This is a genomic window from Gordonia iterans (genome assembly GCF_002993285.1).
GTDB classification, from domain to species: Bacteria; Actinomycetota; Actinomycetes; order Mycobacteriales; family Mycobacteriaceae; genus Gordonia; species Gordonia iterans.
On sequence record NZ_CP027433.1, the window covers coordinates 2012107 to 2031936 of the forward strand.

20 protein-coding genes are annotated in these 19830 nt (G+C 70.0%); 13 read left to right on the forward strand and 7 right to left on the reverse strand.

Annotated elements, in window-relative coordinates; translation table 11 throughout:
- Nucleotides 1-12: 12 nt before the first annotated feature.
- Both C6V83_RS09185 and C6V83_RS09190 read right to left on the reverse strand, forming a co-directional pair.
- On the reverse strand, nucleotides 13-534 hold the full coding sequence (locus tag C6V83_RS09185) for a pyridoxamine 5'-phosphate oxidase family protein (protein WP_105942151.1): 522 nt from the start codon (nucleotides 532-534) through the stop codon (nucleotides 13-15).
- A gap of 3 nt (nucleotides 535-537) precedes the next feature.
- Entirely contained in the window at nucleotides 538-1212 is a 675-nt protein-coding gene (locus C6V83_RS09190) for a response regulator (RefSeq protein WP_105942152.1), read from the reverse strand.
- A gap of 106 nt (nucleotides 1213-1318) precedes the next feature.
- On the opposite strand from C6V83_RS09190, the gene C6V83_RS09195 reads away from it, so the two are divergent.
- The 3 genes from C6V83_RS09195 (at nucleotide 1319) to C6V83_RS09205 (ending at nucleotide 4219) form a co-directional block, all read left to right on the forward strand.
- Entirely contained in the window at nucleotides 1319-2293 is a 975-nt protein-coding gene (locus tag C6V83_RS09195; RefSeq protein WP_105942153.1) for an acyl-ACP desaturase, read from the forward strand.
- A 211-nt stretch (nucleotides 2294-2504) separates the two neighbouring features.
- Nucleotides 2505-3737, forward strand: a complete 1233-nt coding sequence (gene cobA, locus C6V83_RS09200) for a uroporphyrinogen-III C-methyltransferase (protein WP_105942154.1) — start codon at nucleotides 2505-2507, stop codon at nucleotides 3735-3737.
- On the forward strand, nucleotides 3734-4219 hold the full coding sequence (locus C6V83_RS09205; protein ID WP_105942155.1) for a hypothetical protein: 486 nt from the start codon (nucleotides 3734-3736) through the stop codon (nucleotides 4217-4219). The genes cobA and C6V83_RS09205 overlap by 4 nt, the downstream gene beginning before the upstream one ends.
- Nucleotides 4220-4401: 182 nt before the next feature.
- On the opposite strand, the gene C6V83_RS18710 is transcribed toward C6V83_RS09205, so the two are convergent.
- Nucleotides 4402-5250: a YaaA family protein gene (locus C6V83_RS18710; RefSeq protein WP_234353662.1), complete on the reverse strand. Its 849-nt coding sequence runs from the start codon at nucleotides 5248-5250 to the stop codon at nucleotides 4402-4404.
- A gap of 56 nt (nucleotides 5251-5306) precedes the next feature.
- On the opposite strand from C6V83_RS18710, the gene C6V83_RS09220 reads away from it, so the two are divergent.
- Complete coding sequence (locus C6V83_RS09220) at nucleotides 5307-7040, forward strand: proline--tRNA ligase (protein WP_105942156.1); 1734 nt, start codon at nucleotides 5307-5309, stop codon at nucleotides 7038-7040.
- A gap of 140 nt (nucleotides 7041-7180) precedes the next feature.
- Nucleotides 7181-7798 (forward strand): HAD-IA family hydrolase, encoded by a 618-nt coding sequence (locus tag C6V83_RS09225; RefSeq protein ID WP_105943836.1) that lies wholly within the window; start codon nucleotides 7181-7183, stop codon nucleotides 7796-7798.
- A 71-nt stretch (nucleotides 7799-7869) separates the two neighbouring features.
- Here the strand turns inward: C6V83_RS09225 and C6V83_RS09230 are convergent, their stop codons facing one another.
- Both C6V83_RS09230 and C6V83_RS09235 read right to left on the reverse strand, forming a co-directional pair.
- A complete protein-coding gene (locus C6V83_RS09230; protein WP_105942157.1) occupies nucleotides 7870-8307 on the reverse strand; it encodes a ferritin-like domain-containing protein in 438 nt (145 codons plus the stop codon).
- Nucleotides 8304-8837 carry a hypothetical protein gene (locus tag C6V83_RS09235; RefSeq protein WP_234353663.1) on the reverse strand — a complete coding sequence of 178 codons (534 nt, stop codon included), beginning with the start codon at nucleotides 8835-8837 and terminating at the stop codon, nucleotides 8304-8306. Before C6V83_RS09235 ends, C6V83_RS09230 begins: the two co-directional genes overlap by 4 nt.
- A 156-nt stretch (nucleotides 8838-8993) precedes the next feature.
- Between C6V83_RS09235 and rimP the strand changes: the two genes are divergently transcribed.
- The 7 genes from rimP (at nucleotide 8994) to C6V83_RS09270 (ending at nucleotide 16622) form a co-directional block, all read left to right on the forward strand.
- On the forward strand, nucleotides 8994-9542 hold the full coding sequence (rimP, locus tag C6V83_RS09240; protein WP_234353664.1) for a ribosome maturation factor RimP: 549 nt from the start codon (nucleotides 8994-8996) through the stop codon (nucleotides 9540-9542).
- A gap of 65 nt (nucleotides 9543-9607) precedes the next feature.
- Complete coding sequence (gene nusA, locus C6V83_RS09245) at nucleotides 9608-10663, forward strand: transcription termination factor NusA (RefSeq protein ID WP_105942160.1); 1056 nt, start codon at nucleotides 9608-9610, stop codon at nucleotides 10661-10663.
- Nucleotides 10664-10699: 36 nt separating this feature from the next.
- On the forward strand, nucleotides 10700-10993 hold the full coding sequence (locus C6V83_RS09250; RefSeq protein WP_105942161.1) for a YlxR family protein: 294 nt from the start codon (nucleotides 10700-10702) through the stop codon (nucleotides 10991-10993).
- Between the two features lie 103 nt (nucleotides 10994-11096).
- Entirely contained in the window at nucleotides 11097-13862 is a 2766-nt protein-coding gene (gene infB, locus C6V83_RS09255) for a translation initiation factor IF-2 (protein ID WP_105942162.1), read from the forward strand.
- Nucleotides 13862-14335: a 30S ribosome-binding factor RbfA gene (gene rbfA, locus C6V83_RS09260; protein WP_105942163.1), complete on the forward strand. Its 474-nt coding sequence runs from the start codon at nucleotides 13862-13864 to the stop codon at nucleotides 14333-14335. The genes infB and rbfA overlap by 1 nt, the downstream gene beginning before the upstream one ends.
- On the forward strand, nucleotides 14332-15288 hold the full coding sequence (locus C6V83_RS18715; RefSeq protein WP_105942164.1) for a DHH family phosphoesterase: 957 nt from the start codon (nucleotides 14332-14334) through the stop codon (nucleotides 15286-15288). Before rbfA ends, C6V83_RS18715 begins: the two co-directional genes overlap by 4 nt.
- A 98-nt stretch (nucleotides 15289-15386) precedes the next feature.
- Nucleotides 15387-16622 (forward strand): MATE family efflux transporter, encoded by a 1236-nt coding sequence (locus C6V83_RS09270; RefSeq protein WP_234353978.1) that lies wholly within the window; start codon nucleotides 15387-15389, stop codon nucleotides 16620-16622.
- 389 nt (nucleotides 16623-17011) lie between these two features.
- Here the strand turns inward: C6V83_RS09270 and C6V83_RS09275 are convergent, their stop codons facing one another.
- A complete protein-coding gene (locus C6V83_RS09275; RefSeq protein ID WP_105942165.1) occupies nucleotides 17012-17338 on the reverse strand; it encodes a GNAT family N-acetyltransferase in 327 nt (108 codons plus the stop codon).
- Between the two features lie 88 nt (nucleotides 17339-17426).
- Nucleotides 17427-18629, reverse strand: coding sequence for an NAD(P)/FAD-dependent oxidoreductase (locus C6V83_RS09280; protein ID WP_105942166.1), 1203 nt, complete (start codon nucleotides 18627-18629; stop codon nucleotides 17427-17429).
- A gap of 126 nt (nucleotides 18630-18755) precedes the next feature.
- Between C6V83_RS09280 and C6V83_RS09285 the strand changes: the two genes are divergently transcribed.
- Nucleotides 18756-19715: a metallophosphoesterase family protein gene (locus tag C6V83_RS09285; protein ID WP_105943838.1), complete on the forward strand. Its 960-nt coding sequence runs from the start codon at nucleotides 18756-18758 to the stop codon at nucleotides 19713-19715.
- Nucleotides 19716-19830 lie beyond the last annotated feature (115 nt).

A 19830-nucleotide genomic window follows, 5' to 3' on the forward strand; every position in this document is an offset into this window, starting at 1 on the left:
CGCGCGGACGACTCAGAAGCGGAAGCGGGTGCAGTCGGTGGGGAACGACGTCCACGCGAGCACCCGGTCGGGCACGATCACCCGCAGACCGCCGCCGTCCTCACCGGACCACGAGTCGGCCTCCGGCTCGTAACCGTCGCCGTGGTACTTCGCGAACGACTGCGCCAGCCGGGCGCCGAGCCCCTCGGCCTCGGCGCGAGCGGCCATCGACGTCCCCTCGACGATCACCACGTCGGTGCCGCTCTCCAGCGTGAGCGTCACGTGGGGATTGGCCTCCACGTTGCGGGTGTGCCGGGTGGTGGGTGCGCCGTCGTAATAGAAGCGGCCGTCGAGCCACACGCCCCACCGGGGCACGCAGTGCGGGCGCCCGTCGGGTCGGACCGATGAGAGCCAGTAGTGCTTGGCGGACACGAGTTTCGGCTCGACATCGGACCACGGGAGCAAGCCGTCGGTGGTCTCCGGGAGACCGTAGCCGTCCGGGAACTCGGGGCGGTCGGGGCGGGGGCCGTCCTGCGTCGGACCCGTAGCGGTCATGCGTCAGCGCTCCCGCTCGCGCAGCTTGGTCGCCATCACCGCGACCTGCGTGCGGCGCTGCATGTCGAGCTTGGCCAGGATGTGCGAGACGTAGTTCTTGATGGTCTTCTCGGCCAGGAACATCCGCTCGGCGATCTGCCGGTTGGTCAGGCCCTCGCCGATCAGGTGGAACACCTCGCGCTCCTGCCCGGTGAGCTCGGCGAGCGGATCCTTCTTCTCGGTCTTGCCGTCGCGAAGTTTGGCGAGCAGCGCGGCGGTGCTCCGGTCGTCGAGCAGGGAGCCGCCCTGACCGATGGTGCGCACCGCGGCGATCAGGTTCTGGCCGAGGATCTGCTTCAGGACGAACCCGGACGCACCGGCCAGCACCGCGGCGAGCAGCGCGTCGTCGTCGGCGTAGCTCGTCAGCATCAGGCAACGGACCTTCGAGTTGCGCGAGCGGACCTCGCGGCACAACTCGACGCCGTTGCCGTCGGGGAGGCGCACGTCGAGCACGGCGACGTCGGGCCGGGTGGCGCCGATACCGGTGATCGCTTCCTTGACCGTGGCGGCCTCCCCGACGATCTGCAGGTCGGGGGCGGTGCCGAGCAGGTCACGCAGGCCCCGGCGGACCAGCTCGTGATCGTCGACCAGGAACACTCGGATGGGTCGTCCGGGGGCCGCGGACTGTGGAACTGCCATGCAAGAACGGTACCGCAGGGCCCCGACCGATTGCCGACGGTAGACCCGGCCGGTTCAGGACCTTGGGCTCAGGAACCTCTTGTGTCACGCGACGACGATGGGAGACATGACAACACTCGTCGGAAAGAGAATGAGCGGCTCGGACCTGCTGCGGGAGTTGCTGCCCGTGTGCGAGAGCGAAGTCGAGCGCCACATGAAGATGACCCGGGACTGGCATCCGCACGACTACGTGCCGTGGGACGACGGACGCAACTTCGCGATGCTGGGCGGAACCGACTGGGATTCGGAGCAGTCGAAGCTGTCGGAGACAGCCAAGGCGGCGATGATCACCAACTTGCTGACCGAGGACAACCTGCCGTCGTACCACCGGGTGATCGCCGAGAACTTCAGCCTCGACGACGCCTGGGGTTTCTGGGTGGGCCGGTGGACCGCGGAGGAGAACCGCCATTCGGTCGTGATGCGCGATTACCTGGTCGTGACGAGGGGCGTCGACCCGGTGGAGCTCGAAGAGATCCGGATGGCGCATATGACCTCGGGCTTCAACCCGCTGCCCGAGGACGACGGCCAGCGCGACCACAGTTACGACATGCTCTTCGCCGTCACGTACGTCTCGTTCCAGGAGCTCGCCACCCGGGTGAGTCACCGCAACACCGGCAAGGCTTGCGGGGATCCGATCGCCGACCGGATGCTGCAGCGCGTGGCCGCCGACGAGAACCTGCACATGCTCTTCTACCGGAACATCGTGTCCGGTGCGCTGGACCTGGTGCCCGACGAGGCGATGGCGGCGATCTACGCGATCGTCTCCAACTTTCAGATGCCCGGGGCCACCATGCCGAACTTCCGGCGCAACGCGGTGCTGATCGCCAAGGGCGGCATCTACGACCTCCCGCAGCACATGGAAGACGTCGTGATGCCGGTGCTCCGCAAATGGCGGATCTTCGAGCGTGACGACTTCGGTCCGCTCGGCGAGATGTACCGGGAGAAGCTGGCCGACTTCCTGGAGCAGATGAACGTCAAGGTCGCGAAGTTCGAGGCCGCCCGCGAGCGGGCTCTGGCCCGGGCACGGGCCAAGGGCGCCTGAGCACCGCTGCCCGGACGCCCGCACGGAGGCGGCCGGCCCGTGGCAGGCGCGACGGGCGTACGGCAGCCGCGACCGCCGACTGCAGAAGCGACACCCCCAGCTGTCGCTTCTCCGGCCGGTGGTCGCAGCTGTGCCGCAGTTGTCGCGGCTGTCGCGACCTGGCGACTCCGGTAATCGGGCGGTAACAATCGGCGCAGTAGGCTCATTGCCCATGGGTGATGGACATTATCTGGCCGGGCTGGACCTGACCGGACGCAAGGTCGTGGTGGTCGGCGGGGGCAGCGTCGTGCAGCGGCGGCTGCCCACTCTGATCGCGGCGGGCGCCGACGTGCACGTGATCGCGCTGGACCCCAGGCCGACCGTCGAGGCCGAGCCCGCGGTGACCGTTCACACCCGCGCCTACGCCGAAGGCGACCTCGACGGCGCCTGGTACGCACTCGCCTGCACCGACGATCCGCAGGTCAATGCGGCGGTGGTCGCCGAGGCCACCGCGCGGCGCATCTTCTGTGTCCGGGCCGACGACGCGCGGGAAGGCACCGCGGTGACGCCGGCGTCCGGACGTCACGGCGTGATCGGCGACGGCGGGGTCCAGTTCGGTGTCCTGGCCGGTGGCGATCACCGGCTCTCGGCGTCCGTCCGGGCGGCGATCAGCTCGGCGCTGGCCGACGGTACGACACTCAGCCTCGATCACGAGCCGCATGCTCCGGGTGTCGCGCTCGTCGGCGGGGGACCGGGCGATCCCGAACTCATCACCGTTCGGGGACGCCGTCTGCTCGCGCAGGCCGACGTGGTGGTGGCGGACCGGCTCGCGCCCGGGGCGCTGCTAGACGAGCTCGGCCCGCAGGTCGAAGTGATCGACGCGGCGAAGGTGCCCTACGGCCGTGCCATGCGGCAGGAGAAGATCAACGAAATCCTGGTGGACCGGGCGAAGGCGGGCAAGTTCGTCGTGCGGTTCAAGGGCGGCGACCCGTATGTGTACGGCCGCGGCTACGAGGAACTGCAGGCCTGCGTCGCGGCCGGCGTCCCGGTCACCGTGGTGCCGGGCATCACCTCGCCCATCTCCGCGCCCGCGCTCGCCGGCATCCCGGTGACGCACCGCGGCATCACCCACGAGATCGTGATCGTGTCCGGGCACGTCGCGCCCGGACACCCCGAGTCGCTCACCGAATGGGATGCGCTGGCCAAGCTGCGCGGCACGCTGGTGCTCATGATGGCTGTGCAGCGGCTCGACGCGTTCGCGAACGCCCTGCTCGACGGCGGAAAGCCCGGCGACACCGCGGTAGCGCTGATCGAGAACGCCTCGCGTCCCGATCAGCGGCTGATCCGCACCGACCTGGCGCACGCCGCGAAGACCGCGCAGGAGCACAGCCTGAAGCCGCCCGCGATCGTGGTGATCGGTCCGGTGGCGGCCTTCACCGATGCCGAGCGGGCGATCGGGCTGTGAAACGCAGCGGCTGGATCGTCGGGACGCTCTGCGGGCTGATCCTGCTGGTGGCAGCGGTCGGATCGTGGTGGTTCTCACCGACGGTGACCGCGGTGCTGGTGGGCGTCGCGGTGCTGGTGATGTCGGTGTGGCAGGGCTATCGGCGCGCGAGGGGTATCGCGCCGGCGTCGTCGAACAACTGGATCACGATCGGCGTCCCGGTGCTCTTCGGCGGTCTCGCCGTGACCGCGCTGAACGGCTGGATCATGCAGGTCTCACGCGGCGCGGACGGCGGCGGCGAGTCCGGGATGACCCAGATGACGGTCGGCTTCGTGACCGGCGTGATTTTCATGGCCGCCGCCTACGGCTACGGCCGGGTGCGCGCGCAGAAGGTCCAGGTGGCCGAGCAGCAGTACGGTCGCCCCGTCGCCGAGCTCCCGGACGAGAACGACGAGGTGGACCCGAACGAGTGGCTGCGCAACTTCGACCGCCGCGACTTCTGAACGGCGCAACCCTGACTACGCTGCCGCGCTGAAGGCCGAAACAAGGGTGCTCGGCACCCCGACCTCGTTCTGGCGCCTACGGTCGAGGGTGCCACAACGAGACGACGGTGCCGGGCACCCTCGTCTCGTCGGCGTCCACGACCCCGGCCCGTCAACGATCCGCAGATCACATCACGGAGGAGTCACTCGGTCACCACGGTGATCTCGACGGGTGAGGTGATCTCCACGCGGTGACCGGCATCGGAGAGCACCGCCGCCAGCTTCTCGATGTCACGAACCTTGGCGCGCGTCGTCACCAGGTCCCGGGCGATCAGCCCCTTGTAGTGCTTGTTGAAGTGGCTCACCACCTTTCGTGAACCGTCGGGCCCCTGCGTGACGACAGTTGCGGTGACCGCGCCGTGAGGACGGGGCCCGCTCGCTGCGCTCCCGGCGCCGTGACGATTCGGCCCGCTCGCTGCGCTCCCGGCGCCGTGACGATTCGGCCCGCTCGCTGCGCTCCCGGCGCCGGTGACGGGCCCGAGCGAGAGATACGCGCCCGAACGCAGATCGAGCACGAAGTCGTCGAGCGCGTCGAGGGCGGGCGAGAGCACCGGCTTCCACGTCGAGGCGAGCGTGCCGAAGCCCGGCAGCCTGGATCCGCCCGACAGGCGATAGGCCGGGATGTGATCCGTGGCGCGGACCACGCCGAACAGTGCCGATCCGATCAGCACGCGATCGGCGGCCTTGGTCTTCGAGGCGCGGGTCATGCCCCCGTAGTCCAGCGCGTCGTACAACACGCCGGTGTACCGCTCGATCGCCGGGCGAGTCGGGGACTCGAACAGGTCTGCATTGCGATCGACCTCGGCCAGCTGCGCCTTGCCCAGTCCCAGCGCGCGTTGCGAAGCGTCCAGATCCGAGGACAGCTCGACCAGTGCGTCGGCGACGCGTCGTCGTACCGGATTCAGCTCCGGCAGGCAGAGAGTCTCCCACTGCAGCGCCGCGCCGCGGCCGCCGTCGGACTTGGTCTCGGAGGGAGGAAGGATCACCAGCACCCGAACACCGTAGCGAGGCGGCCCGGCGACTACAGTTATGCCCCGTGATCACGCGTATGTCTTCCCTGTTCCTGCGCACCCTGCGCGACGACCCCGCCGACGCCGAGGTGCCCAGCCACAAGCTGCTGGTCCGGGCCGGCTACATCCGTCGCGCGGCGCCGGGCATCTACTCGTGGCTGCCCCTGGGACTGAAGGTGTTCCGCAACATCGAGAGCGTGGTCCGCGAGGAGATGGATGCGATGGGCGCGCAGGAGATCCTGCTGCCCGCGCTGCTGCCGCGTGAGCCCTACGAGACGTCGGGCCGCTGGACCGAGTACGGCGACAACCTGTTCCGCCTCAAGGACCGCAAGGGCAACGACATGATGCTCGGACCCACCCACGAGGAGCTGTTCACGCAGCTGGTGAAGGGCGAGTACAGCTCGTACAAGGATCTGCCGGTGATCCTCTACCAGATCCAGACCAAGTACCGCGACGAGGAGCGTCCGCGCGCCGGCCTGCTGCGCGGGCGGGAGTTCGTCATGAAGGACTCGTACTCCTTCGACGTCGACGACGCCGGCCTGCAGCGCTCGTACGATCTGCATCGCGAGGCGTACCAGCGCATCTTCGACCGGCTGGGTGTGAAGTACGTGATCGTGGCAGCCACCTCCGGTGCGATGGGCGGCAGCGCCTCCGAGGAGTTCCTGGCCGAGTGCGAGGTCGGCGAGGACACCTTCGTCCGCTGCGTCGAGTCCGGTTACGCGGCGAACGTGGAGGCCGTGGTGACTCCGGCACCCGAGCCCCTGCCGTACGACGACGCCCCGGCGGCCGTCGCCCACGACACGGGTGAGACCCCGACCATCGCGACCCTGGTCGACTGGGCGAACGGTGCACTCGACCGCGAGGTCACCGCCGCCGACACCCTCAAGAACGTGCTGGTGAAGATCCGCAAGCCGGGCGGGGACTGGGAGATCACCGGTATCGGGGTGCCCGGCGACCGTGAGGTCGATTTCAAGCGACTCGAAGCCTCGGTCGAGCCGGCCGAGGTGGAACTGCTCAACGAGGACGACTTCGCCGCCCATCCGGCGCTGGTGCGCGGCTACATCGGTCCCCAGGGCGTGCAGGCCGCGGGCGGCCGCTACCTGGTCGACCCGCGCGTGGTGACCGGCACCCGCTGGATCACCGGCGCCGACGAGCAGGGCAAGCACGTCGTCGACCTGGTGGCCGGTCGCGACTTCACCCCGGACGGGGTGATCGAGGCCGCCGAGGTGCGCGCCGGGGACCCGTCGCCCGACGGCACGGGCGTGCTGGAGGCGGCGCGCGGCATCGAGATCGGCCATATCTTCCAGCTCGGCCGCAAGTACGCCGATGCCTTCGGACTCGACGTCCTCGGTGAGAACGGCAAGCCGGTGCGCGTCACCATGGGTTCCTACGGTCTCGGCGTTTCGCGCATGGTCGCAGTCCTGGCCGAGCAGCTGCACGACGACAAGGGCCTGGTCTGGCCGCGCGAGGTCGCGCCGTTCGACGTGCACCTCGTGATCGCCAACAAGGACGAGGCGGCCGTCGCCGGGGCGCACCGGCTCGCCGGCGAGCTCGACGCCGCCGGCCTGGAGATCCTGTTCGACGACCGCAAGGCCTCGCCGGGAGTGAAGTTCAAGGACGCTGAGCTGCTCGGCATGCCGACTGTCGTGGTGGTCGGGCGCGGCTGGGCCGACGGCACCGTCGAGATCCGCGACCGGGCGACCGGCGAGGCCGCCGCGGTGCCGATCGCCGATGCGGTGAGCTCGGTGCTGGCCGCGGTCGCCGGCGAGTAGTCCGGCCCGAAACACCGACGACGGCCGCGAGTGCCGTCCGGCTGGTCCTTCCGGGCGGACGCACGCCGGCGTAGGTGCGGCGAGGAGGGCTGCACTGCGCGACAGCGGCAGTAGCCGGTGTTCCGGATACGGTGGTCGACATGAGGTTTGAGGTCGTCGCGATCCTGTTCGACATCGACGGGACGCTGGTGGACTCGACACCGGCGGTGGTGCGCACCTGGGAAGCGTTCGCCGACGCGCGATCCCTGGACGTCGAGGAGATACTGCGGATCTCGCATGGCCGCCGCACCGAGGACACACTGGCGGATCTGCTGCCGGCCTCCGAGGTTCCGGACGCCGCGGCCCAGCTCGAGGCGCTCGAGCTCGACGATCTCGGGGACGTCGTCGCGCTGCCTGCGGCGCACGCTGTGCTGAGCCGGCTTCCCGCCGATCGCTGGGCGGCGGTCACCTCCGGTTCGCAGCGTCTGATGCCGGCGCGGCCGCACGCCGCCGGGCTGCCCGTTCCGTCGGTGCTGATCGCTGCCGAGGACGTCGAGCACGGCAAGCCCGATCCGCAGGGATATCGCGCTGCGGCCGCCGCGCTGGGCGTCGATCCCGACCGCTGCCTCGTCGTCGAGGATGCGCCCGCCGGCATCGAGGCGGGCCGCGCCTCGGGGGCGGCGGTGCTGGCGGTCGCCACGTCCCACGACCGGAGCGCGCTCTCGGAGGCGGAGGCGGTGGTCGAGGACATGCGCGCGCTCGCGGTGAGCACGCCCTAGTCTCCGGTCATCCCGGATCCACGCAGAGGTGCCGGGCACCCTCATCTCGGATGCGCACGGAACCGGTCGGGCTACTGCGTCGGAGCGCCCGGGAACGCCGTGGTGACCGGCGACCGTTTCAGGACGATCCGCCAGTGCGCGGCGCGCAGCGCACAGTCGGTGAGGCCGTCGACGGCGCGCTGCCGGAGCTCGGGGCGGTCGACCTGTTCGGCCATCGCGCGATAGGCGCGCGCACACTCCTCTTCGGCCGCGAGCAGCACGGCGGCCGCCGACTCCGGGCCGGTCACCTGCTCCGGCAACTCGTAGCCGGTGGCTGCGACCTGGACCGGGGCGCCGAGAGCGGTCAGATCGTCGTTCAGCTGATCGCGCCGGACGCGGTGGGCGGCGACGTATTCGGCGACGGTGTCGCGCTCGCCGGAGCCGATGAAAGCGGTGGTGACGCCGTAGGTGAAGATCGCGGCGTTCTCCGCGTCCACGGCGTGGTCGAGAGCGTCGACGGTCGGACTCACGCGAGCTGCACCTCCCGCAGCGCGGCGCACGACGCGCTGATCGAGGCCAGCAGGCCCGCCTGGAACCCGGACGACGAGATCGCGGTGCCGGTCGCCTCCCGGGCGGCCTTGCCCAGCGCGTCGCGCAGTTCGTCCAGCGAGACCTCGGGGGCTCCGGGTGCGGTCGATGCGGCCGATGCGGCAGGCGAGTGCAATCGGTTGATCTCGTCGACGAGTGCCGTCGCGTGGGCACCGCGCTCCTCGGCGACCTGCTGAAGAGCTGCGGTGTAGGCGGTTTCGCGCGGGGCGAGCTGCTGGGCCTGACGACGTTGCAGATCGGCGGTCCGGGCGAGCGGGACGAGCTTGTCGGCGGCGAGTTCGCGCTCTGTCGGACCGGTGGAGCACGCGGCGACCGCGGAGCCGGCCGCCACGGCGGCGGTCAGGCTTGCGCCGCCGCGCAGCACGGTGCGGCGAGACAGGGTGCGAGTCGGCCGGGCCGGCGCGGAAGGCGGTGCCGATGGGCTGTGCGGTCTCGGATCTGCTGACGTCACCCGGCCGATTCTGCCAGCTTCGCGGGCGGTCGCGGACACCTCGGTGCAGCGGGTGCGGCGTGGACGGGCCGCGCTCGGCGATGGATTAGAATGAAATGTCCTGTGCCCCGCGATCTGCGGTGGCCCAGTACGACGACGATCACGAGGAGGACCGCGGTGAGCGACGCGTTGCGCGTGCAGATCGGCGAGGTGACCGAGCCGATCGCCGCGTCCCTCGGCTACGACCTCGAGGAGGTCGCCGTCACCGGACCTGCCTACCGGCGGGGCGTGCGGATCACCGTCGACCGAGACGGCGGTGCGAGTCTCGACGAATTGGCCGAGGTGAGCCGGGCCCTCTCCGAAGCGCTCGACGAGACCGACCTGCTCGGCGACGACGCCTACGACCTCGAGGTGAGCACACCGGGCGTCGACCGCCCGCTGACCCTGCCGAGGCACTGGCGACGGAACCGGGGCCGCACGGTCTCGATCCGGCGTTGCCTCGACGGCGCGACCGAGACGGTGACCGGACGGATCGGCGATTCCGACGACGACGAGGTCACGGTGATCCACAACGACAAGGGCCGGTTCACCACCACCGTGGTGGCGCTGGCAGACGTCGAACGCGCGGTGATCGAGGTGGACTTCACCCGCCCGGGCGCCGCCGAGCTGCGACGTTGCGGGCTCGACGACGACGAGATCGCGCGCCGTCGCGAACCAGCACGCTGACCGACGACTCGACCCCGACAATTCAATCCGACAAACGAATAGACAAACGAATAGGAGTCACCACCATGCACATCGACGTCACCGCACTGCGGCTCATCGAGTCCGACAAGGGCATCCCCGCCGACACGGTCATCACCGCGATCGAAACCGCGCTGCTCACCGCATACCGTCACACCGACGGCTTCGCCCCGCACGCGCGCATCGACATCGACCGCAAGTCCGGGGAGGTGCGGGTGATGGCACAGGAGATCGACGACGACGGAGTCGTGGTCCACGAGTACGACGACACCCCCGAGGGCTTCGGCCGCATCGCCGCGACCACCGCCCGGCAGGTGATCCTGCAGCGTCTGCGCGACGCGGAGAACGAGAAGCAGTTCGGCGAGCTCGTCGCGCACGAGGGCGAGATCGTCGGCGGCGTGGTCCAGGCCGACGCGCGCGCCAAGTCCAAGGGTCTCGTCGTGGTGCAGATCGGCACCGAGGCCAATGCGAGCGAAGGGGTGATCCCGCCCGGCGAGCAGGTGCCCGGTGAGAATCTGCGGCACGGCGACCGGGTGAAGTGCTACGTCGTCGGGGTGACGCGGGGGATCCGCGGACCGCAGATCACGCTGTCGCGCACGCACCCGAACCTGGTCCGCAAACTCTTCGCACTGGAAGTTCCGGAGATCGCCGACGGGTCGGTGGAGATCGTGTCGGTGGCCCGGGAGGCCGGTCACCGGTCGAAGATCGCGGTGCACACCGGAGTGCCCGGGCTCAACGCCAAGGGTGCCTGCATCGGCCCGATGGGCCAGCGCGTGCGGAACGTGATGAGCGAGTTGGGCGGCGAGAAGATCGACATCATCGACTACTCGACAGATCCGGCGCAGTTCGTCGGCAACGCCCTCTCGCCGGCCAAGGTGGTCTCGGTCGAGGTGATCGATCCCGAGGCCAAGGCCGCCCGTGTGGTGGTGCCCGACTATCAACTGTCGCTGGCGATCGGCAAGGAAGGACAGAACGCCCGCCTGGCGGCCCGGCTGACCGGGTGGCGGATCGACATCCGTTCCGATGCCGAAGGCGCCGATCGGGGTGACACGGCCGGTGAGGCTTCCGGAGTCTCCGATACGCCGGGCGATGGGCTAGACTGATCGGTGGTTCTTCCAGAGTCGACACATCCGATCCGCATGTGCCTGGGCTGTCGCGAGCGCGGCCCGGTGACAGAGCTGGTCAGGGTGGCGGTGGTCGGGGTGCCGGAGTGCGGTCGAGAGAGAGCGCGCCTGGTGATCGATCACCGGAGGAACCTGCCGGGACGAGGAGCCTGGCTGCACCCGTCGCAGTCCTGCGTGGCGGCGGCGGTGCGGCGGCAGGCATTCGGTCCGGCACTCCGGGTGCGCGGACTGAAAGTGCAGCCGGACGACCTCGCCGAGCTTTTCGGCGTGGCCGGCCATGAGGGCTCCGCAGGGAGTCAGGACAGGTGAGTAGAAGATCATGAGCACACCGTGAAGTCGCCACGATGAGCACGTTCGTCAGTTAAACCGAGGCCGTAGCGGAAGCCCGCTCGGCCTCCAAGTGAGGAGAGCAGTGGCAGGCAAGGCCCGCGTCCACGAATTGGCCAAGGAACTCGGCGTCACCAGCAAGATCGTGCTGGAGCGCCTGAAGGACCAAGGCGAGTTCGTCAAATCTGCGTCGTCGACCGTTGAGGCCCCCGTGGCCCGTCGACTTCGCGAGTCCTTCAAGCCCGCCGGCGAGTCCGGCGGCAAGAGCGAGGCGGCTGCAGCGTCGCCCGCCAAGGTGGCTCCGGCGAACAAGCCGGCCGCCAAGCCCGCGGCGTCGGCGGGCTCCGACGGCCCGAAGCCCGGCGCCCCGAAGCCGGCTCCGGCGCCCAAGCCCGCGGCCGCCAAGCCGGCGCCCGCCAAGCCCGAGCCGGTCAAGCCCCAGCCGGCCAAGCCCGAGTCAGCCAAACCGGCGGCTCCGGCCCCGAAGCCCGCCGAGGCGGCGCCCGCCGCGAAACCGGCAGCGCCCGGACCCCGTCCGGGTCCGCGGCCGGCCCCACGCCAGCCGCGCGTGGGCAACAATCCGTACTCGTCGTCGCCTGCGCCCGCACCGCGGCCGCAGGGCCCGCGTCCGGGTCCCGGTCAGGCAGGCCCCCGTCCCGGCGGAGGTCGGCCCGCGGCCGGTCGGCCCGGTCCGGGTGCCGGCGGCCCCCGTCCCAGCCCCGGCAGCATGCCTCCGCGCCCGAGCCCGGGAGCGATGCCGCAGCGCGCGGCACGTCCCGACGCTCGTCCCGGCGGTCGCGGCGGTCCCGGTCGCGGCGGACCCGGTGGTGGCGGCGGCGGTTTCCGCGGTGGTCCCGGCGGCGGCGGCGCACCGGCAGGCGGCGGCTTCCGCGGTCGCCCAGGCGGCGGCGGTGGCGGACGTGGTCGCGGCGGCGCGGCCGGTGCGTTCGGCCGACCCGGCGGCGCACCCCGCAAGGGCCGCAAGTCCAAGCGGCAGAAGCGGCAGGAATACGACTCGATGCAGGCGCCCGCCGTCGGCGGCGTCCGGCTGCCGCACGGCAACGGCGAGACCATCCGTCTCGCTCGCGGCGCATCGCTCTCGGATTTCGCCGACAAGATCGGCGCCAATCCCGCGTCGCTGGTCCAGGCGTTGTTCAACCTCGGCGAGATGGTCACCGCCACCGAGTCGGTGAACGACGAGACGCTGGAGCTGCTCGGCAGTGAGATGAACTACGTCGTCCAGGTGGTCAGTCCGGAAGACGAGGACCGCGAGCTCCTGGAGAGCTTCGACCTCACCTACGGCGAGGACCTCGGCGGCGAGGAAGACCTCGAGCAGCGTCCGCCGGTGGTCACCGTGATGGGTCACGTCGACCACGGCAAGACCCGCCTCCTCGACACGATCCGCAAGGCGAACGTGGGCGAGGGCGAGGCCGGCGGCATCACCCAGCACATCGGCGCCTACCAGGTGAACACCGTGCTGAACGAGGAGGAGCGGCTGGTCACCTTCATCGACACCCCCGGTCACGAGGCCTTCACGGCCATGCGTGCTCGCGGTGCGAAGGCCACCGACATCGCAGTCCTGGTGGTCGCGGCCGACGACGGCGTCATGCCGCAGACGGTCGAGGCGGTGAATCACGCGCAGGCGGCCGACGTGCCGGTCGTGGTCGCGGTCAACAAGATCGACAAGGAGGGCGCCGACCCGCAGAAGATCCGCGGTCAGCTCACCGAGTACGGCCTGGTCCCCGAGGAGTACGGCGGCGACACCATGTTCGTCGACATCTCCGCCAAGCAGGGCACCAACATCGACGGTCTGCTGGAGGCGGTTCTGCTGACCGCCGACGCCTCGCTCGATCTTCGAGCCAACCCGGAGATGGACGCGCAGGGTGTGGCCATCGAGGCGCACCTGGACCGCGGCCGCGGTCCGGTGGCGACCGTCCTGGTGCAGCGCGGCACGCTGCGCGTCGGCGACTCGATCGTCGCCGGCGACGCTTACGGCCGCGTCCGCCGCATGGTCGACGAGCACGGTGACGACGTCGAAGAGGCGCTGCCGTCGCGTCCGGTCGAGGTGATCGGTTTCACCTCGGTGCCCGGTGCGGGCGACACCGTGCTGGTGGTCGACGAGGACCGCATCGCGCGCCAGATCGCCGATCGTCGTGCCGCGCGCAAGCGCAATGCACTGGCCGCACGCAGCCGCAAGCGGATCAGCCTGGAGGACCTGGATTCGGCGCTCAAGGAGACGAGCCAGCTGAACCTGATCCTCAAGGGCGACAACTCCGGTACGGTCGAGGCCCTCGAAGAGGCTCTTCTGGGGATCGAGATCGACGACGAGGTGCAGTTGCGCGTCATCGACCGCGGCGTCGGCGGCGTCACCGAGACCAACGTCAACCTGGCGGCGGCCTCGGACGCGATCATCATCGGCTTCAACGTGCGCGCCGAGGGAAAGGCCACGGAACTCGCCAACCGCGAGGGCGTCGAGATCCGCTACTACTCGGTCATCTACCGGGCGATCGAGGAGATCGAGGCGGCGCTCAAGGGCATGCTCAAGCCGATCTACGAAGAGGTCGAGCTGGGCCGCACCGAGATCCGGGCGATCTTCAAGTCGTCCAAGGTCGGTAACATCGCAGGTTGCATGGTGCAGTCCGGTGTGGTCAAGCGCAACGCCAAGGCGCGTCTGCTGCGCGACAACACCGTCGTCGCCGAGAATCTCACGGTCAGTTCGCTGCGCCGGGAGAAGGATGACGTCACGGAGGTCCGAGAGGGCTTCGAGTGCGGTCTGACGCTCACCTACAGCGACATCAAGGTCGGCGACATCATCGAGACCTACGAGATGGTGGAGAAGGCGCGAGACTGATGGTGGACCACGCACGAGCCGCCCGGCTCGCCAAGCGGATCACCACGATCGTCGCCTCGGCGATCGGTACGGAGATCAAGGATCCCCGGCTGGCACACGTGACCATCACGGACTGCCGGGTCACCGGGGACTTGCACGACGCCACGGTGTTCTACACGGTGATGGGGGAGTCGGTCGACGCCGAGCCCGACGTCGAAGCGGCGGCAGCCGGTCTGGCCAAGGCCACCGGGGCGCTGCGTTCCCTGGTGGGTGCGGGCACCGGGGTCCGGTTCACGCCGACCCTGCGCTTCGAGCTGGACACCGTTCCCGACGCGACGCGGGCGATGGACGAGCTCCTCGCCCGCGCTCGCGCCCAGGACGAGATGGTCGCCCGGGCGGCACGGGAGGCGACGCCGGCCGGCGACGCCGATCCGTACCGGCACGACGAGGATGAGGACGAGGCCGGGCAGAACCCGACCGGGGCACGCGGGTGACCGCGGCCTCCGCATCGACGATCGCCGAACTGCTCGCCGACACCGAGCAGGTCTCGATCATCAGTCACGTACGCCCCGATGCCGACACCATCGGCAGCGCGCTCGCGCTGGGCTTGGCCCTGCGCGAGCGTGGGGTGGACGTGGCGGTCTCGTTTCCCGGGCCCGAAGAACTGCCCGGCACCCTGCGGCAGCTGCCCGGGTCGGAACTGATCGTCGCCGACGACCGGCTGCCGGCCGCACCGGTGGCGGTGGCCGTCGATGCGGCGACCCTGGAGCGGCTCGGCGGTCTCGCCGCCGTGTTCGGGTCCTCCGGCCGGACGGTGTGCATCGATCATCACGTGTCGAACACCGGCTTCGCCGACTTCGATCTGATCGATGCCACGGCCGATTGCACGGCGGTGCTGGTGCTCGACGTGCTCGACGCGCTCGGAGCCGAGGTCACCGCAGACATCGCGACGTGCCTGTTCGCCGGTCTGGTGACCGACACGGGCTCGTTCAAGTGGGCGCGCCCGGCGTCGTTCACGGTGGCCGGGCGGCTCACTGAGGCCGGGGTGGACTCGGCCGAGTGGAGCCGAGTCCTGATGGACTCGCATCCGTTCGGATGGTTCGCGATGGTGTCGGGCGTGCTCGCGACGACGCAACTCGACGAGACCGCCTGTGACGGAGCGGGTCTGGTAGTTGCGGTGGTGAACGCCGAACTCATGGCCGGTATGGACTGGGAAGACGGCGAGAGTGTCGTCGACATCGTCCGTACTGCGCGCGAGGCCGATGTCACCGCGGTGTTCAAGGAGAGCGCCCCCGGCCACTGGAACGTCTCGTTGCGCAGCAAGTCGGCCGTCGACCTGATCCCCATCGCGCGGGCGCTGGGCGGCGGCGGGCACACCCGGGCGGCGGGCTACAGCGATGCGGGCACCGTCGACGAGGTGGTCGCACGACTGCGAGAGGCGCTCTAGTTCCCGCGTCGTCCGCCGTCCACGCCGATTCGCCCGCGAGCTTTTTGAAGCTCGCGGGTTCGGCGTTGCTGGTGCTGATCGCGCCGCCCCTGTATCTGATGCTCGATCTCGCGGTGGTCGGACGGCTCGGCGGTGCCGAACTCGCCGCCCTGGCGGTCGCGACGCTGGTGCTGGCGATCATCAGCACGCAACTGACGTTCCTGGCGTATGGGACCACTGCGCGTTCGGCGCGGGCCTTCGGCGCCGGGGACCGTCCCGCCGCGGTGCGTGAGGGAGTTCAGGCCAGCTGGATCGCACTCGGCGCCGGAACGGCGATCATCGGCGTCGTCTACCCGCTCGCTCCGGCGATCATGCGCGGGCTGGTGCCCGACGCGCAGGTCGCGGCGGACGCGGCGAGCTGGCTGCGGATCGCGGTGTTCGGGGTGCCGCTGATCCTGCTGTCGATGGCGGGCAACGGCTGGATGCGCGGCGTGCAGGAGGCGCGTCGTCCGGTGCTGTATGTGACTGTGGGACTGGCGGTCTCAGCCGTTCTGTGTGTGCTCCTGGTGCACGGTCTCGCGGGAGTGCCGCAGCTGGGATTGCCGGGCAGCGCCGTCTCGAACCTGGTGGGTCAGGGGCTCACCGGTGCTGCGTTCCTGGTGCACGTGATCCGCGAGTCCGGGTCACGGGGATCGCGCACCGCCGGAGTCCGGCCGGACTGGCCCGTGATGCGCGCGCAGTTGACGATGGCCCGCGACCTAATTCTGCGCAGTGCGTCGTTCCAGATCTGCTTTCTGTCCGCGGCGGCGGTCGCTGCGCGATTCGGGGTGGCGCAGGTCGCCGCACACCAGTTGGTGCTGCAGCTGTGGGAGTTCATCGCCTTGCTGCTCGACTCGCTGGCGATCGCCGCGCAGCAGCTGGTGGGAGCCGCACTGGGTGCCGGCGCGTTCGCCGCGGCCAAGACGGACGCGCGCCGTGCCACCGTGCTCTCACTGGGGCTCGCCGGATTGCTGGCCGTGGTCTTCGCGTCGGGAGTGTCGCTGATACCGCGGATCTTCACCGACGACCCGGCGATCCTCGACGCGGCCCGGACCCCGTGGTGGTTCCTGGTCGCGATGCTCCCCGTCGCGGGTGTCGTGTTCGCGCTCGACGGCGTCCTGCTGGGCGCCGGAGACGTCGCCTATCTGCGGACCGCGACGCTGATCGGCGCGCTCTGTGGGTTCCTGCCGTTCATCTGGCTGTCACTGATCTTCGACTGGGGGCTCGCCGGGATCTGGACAGGTCTGCTCGTCTTCATGGGCACGCGCCTGGCCGCGGTGGTGTGGCGGGTGCGCTCGGGTTCGTGGCTGCGCTGAGTGTGGTCGGGCGTTTCGACTCGCTGCGCTCGCTCAACGATCGGAAGGGAGGCTCGCTGGGCGATGCGGAAGGGAAGCCACGCTCAACGATCGGTAGGGAGGCTCGCTGGGCGATGCGGAAGGGAAGGCACGCTCAACGATCGGTAGGGAGGCTCGCTGGGCGATCGAGGGAGGCTCGCTCAACGATCGAGGGGGCGTTTCGACTCGCTGCGCTCGCTCAACGATCGAGGGAGGCTCGCTGGGCGATCGAGGGGGCTCGTTCGGTGATCGGAGGGCTCGCTGATCGGGCGACCGCAGTGTTCGATGATTGAGCGAGCGCAGCGAGTCGAAATCACTCGTCTCGGGCTTCGACGCCTCATCGGCGAGGTCGTCGGCGCGGCAGCCCGGGCTCAGGCGACCAGCGGCTGATACTGCGGGAACCGCTCGATGAACTGTTGGGCGTAGGTGCACACCGGAATCACTTTGATGTCGCGGGCGGTGACGTCGTCGAACACGCCGCTGAGGAGCAGCCGCGCGAAGCCCGCGCGACCGAACTTCTCGGTCACGACGGTGTGCAACAGCACCAGGTTGCCGTCGTCGGTGCGCTCGTAGCCCTCGACGCCGACGAGTTCGTCGCCGGACCAGAGTTCGTAGCGGTCGCGGTCGGGGTTGTCGCGCAGCGTCGGCGACGGATCGAGGGTGATGGTCGGCGGCGGAACCGGTGTGGCCTGTGTCATAGCATCCACGGTAACCGTGCCCGGCGGTCGTGTCTGGGACGCACTCGGCAAGTCGCGCGACTCGGTGACCAAGGTCCCGGGCGACGCGCTATACCCGGTCCAGCGGGACCGCGGGGTCGGCGAGCCGAGCGGGGTCGACGGTCCGTTCGCTGGTCACGAGCTCGGCGATGGCTTCGCCGTCGTCCCACAGGTTCACATTCATCCCGGCGCGGACTCGCTTCCGGTCGTCGAGCCAGAACGCCAGGAACCGTCTCTCGTCGAGGTCTCCGCGGATCACCACGGGGTCGGCGCCGGAGGCGTGGCCGCGATACTCCATGCCCAAGTCGTACTGGTCGGTGAAGAAGTACGGCAATCGATCGAAGGTCTCCTCGTGTCCGAGGATGTTGGCGGCCGCCACGGCCGGCTGATGCAGCGCATTGGCCCAGTGCTCGACTCGCAGGCGGCCGAATCGCGGATCCGGATAGTTCGCGATGTCGCCGACCGCGTAGACGTCGGGGTCGCTGGTCGCGAGCCGGCTGTCGACCACCACTCCGTCGTCGACGCTGAGTCCGGCCGACTCGGCCAGACCTGTCTCGGGGATCGCGCCGATGCCGACCAGGATCGTGTCCGCGGTCAGCGTCCTGCCGTCGTCGGTCACCACGCGGCCGCCGGGTGCCGTCGCAGTCTCGATTGCGTCGACGCCGACGCCCAGCCGCAGATCGACGCCGTGTTCGCGGTGCAGGCCGGCGATCACGCCGGCGACGCGGTCGCCGAGGATCCCGGCCAGCGGCAGCCTCTGGGGTTCGATCACGGTGACCTCCGTGCCAGAGGTGCGTGCGGTCGCGGCGACCTCCAGCCCGATCCACCCGCCGCCGACGATCACCAGTGTGCGGCCGTCGCCCAGTCGTTCCAGGAGGTGCTCCGAGTCGTCGACGGTGCGCAGGTAGGCGACCTCCGGCGCCCCGGGGAAGGGGCGTGGTCGCGAGCCGGTCGCGAGCACCAGCTTGTCGTAGTGGATCGCGCTACCGTCGTCGCCGAAGACCAAACGCCCCGTGCGATCGATCTTGGTCGCCGAGACGCCGGTGTGCACCTCGACGTGGTGACGCCGGTACCAGTCCGAATCGAAGGGGGCCAGCGAGTCGTGCGCGTCCTTCCCGGCGAGGAAGCCCTTGGAGAGTGGTGGTCGCTCGTACGGGAGATGTCGCTCCCCGGCGAGGAGCGCGATCGCGCCGTCGTAGCCCCGGGTCCGGAGAGCCTCGGCGGTCTTCGCCGCTGCCAGACCGCCACCGATGATCACCACTGAGCCGTCCATGTCCTCACGCTACGCCACTTGTGGGCAGCGGTGATCCGGCTTTTCCTGGAGCGCGGCTTCCGCGGCACGACGATCGGCTGCCTTCTCGCTCCCGGCGGATCTGCCGACCGTGGCACCATGGTCGGCATGGCGAAGCTCTGGGCGGTCAGCGATCTGCATGTCGCGCACAAGGGCAACGAGCACATCGTCGACCAGATCCGGCCGAGCGGTCCGGGGGACTGGCTGATCGCGGCCGGCGACATCGCCGAACGCACCGACGACGTCGTCGACACGCTGCGCCGTCTCAAGGCCCGATTCGACCAGGTGGTCTGGGTGCCCGGCAACCACGAGCTGTACACGACGGCCCGGGATCCGCTGCAGATCCACGGGGTGGCCAGATACGACTACCTGGTCCAGGCCTGCCGGGACGTAGGGGTGATCACCCCGGAGGACATCTACCCCCTGTTCGACCCGGGCGACGGCGGCCGAGCGGTCCGTGTGGTCCCGATGTTCCTGCTGTACGACTACACTTTCCGGCCCGAAGGGACCTCCACCTCGCTGCAGGCGCTCGCGCTCGCGCGGGAACGCAACGTGGTGGCGACAGACGAGTTCCTCCTCTCGCCCGAGCCCTTTCCCACGCGGGATGCCTGGGGCCGGGCGCGGATCGAGGCGACACGGACCCGCCTGGAGGCGATCGACCCGAACGAGCAGACCATCCTGATCAATCACTGGCCGCTGCGGCGCGAACCGTGTGACGCGCTGATGTACCCGGAGTTCGCGCTCTGGTGCGGCAGCGAGCTGACTGCCGACTGGCACACCCGGTTCAATGCCGCGGCTTGCGTCTACGGCCACCTGCACATTCCGCGGACCACCTGGTATGACGGAGTCCGCTTCGAGGAGGTCTCGGTCGGGTACCCGCGCGAGTGGAAGCGGCGCGGCCTGCCCGAGCCTCTCCTTCGGCAGATCGCGCCGGATCCGGGTGTGCGCCCGGCCGACCTCAACGAGCTCGGGGTGCGTTTCGACCTGCCGCCGGACTACGAGGAACGGGCGCGGGAATTCCGCGAAAAGGTCGAACGGCTGCGGGAGCGCCGTTCGGCGGGATGCTGACAGCCCGGCGTCGTCCCGCCGCCGGGGAGTGACCGATCTCTCCCGATTAGCCGACTCTCAGCCTCTGCTGGCACGATCAGTGGTCGAAATCGTGCCGCGCAAGAGTCGAAGGTCG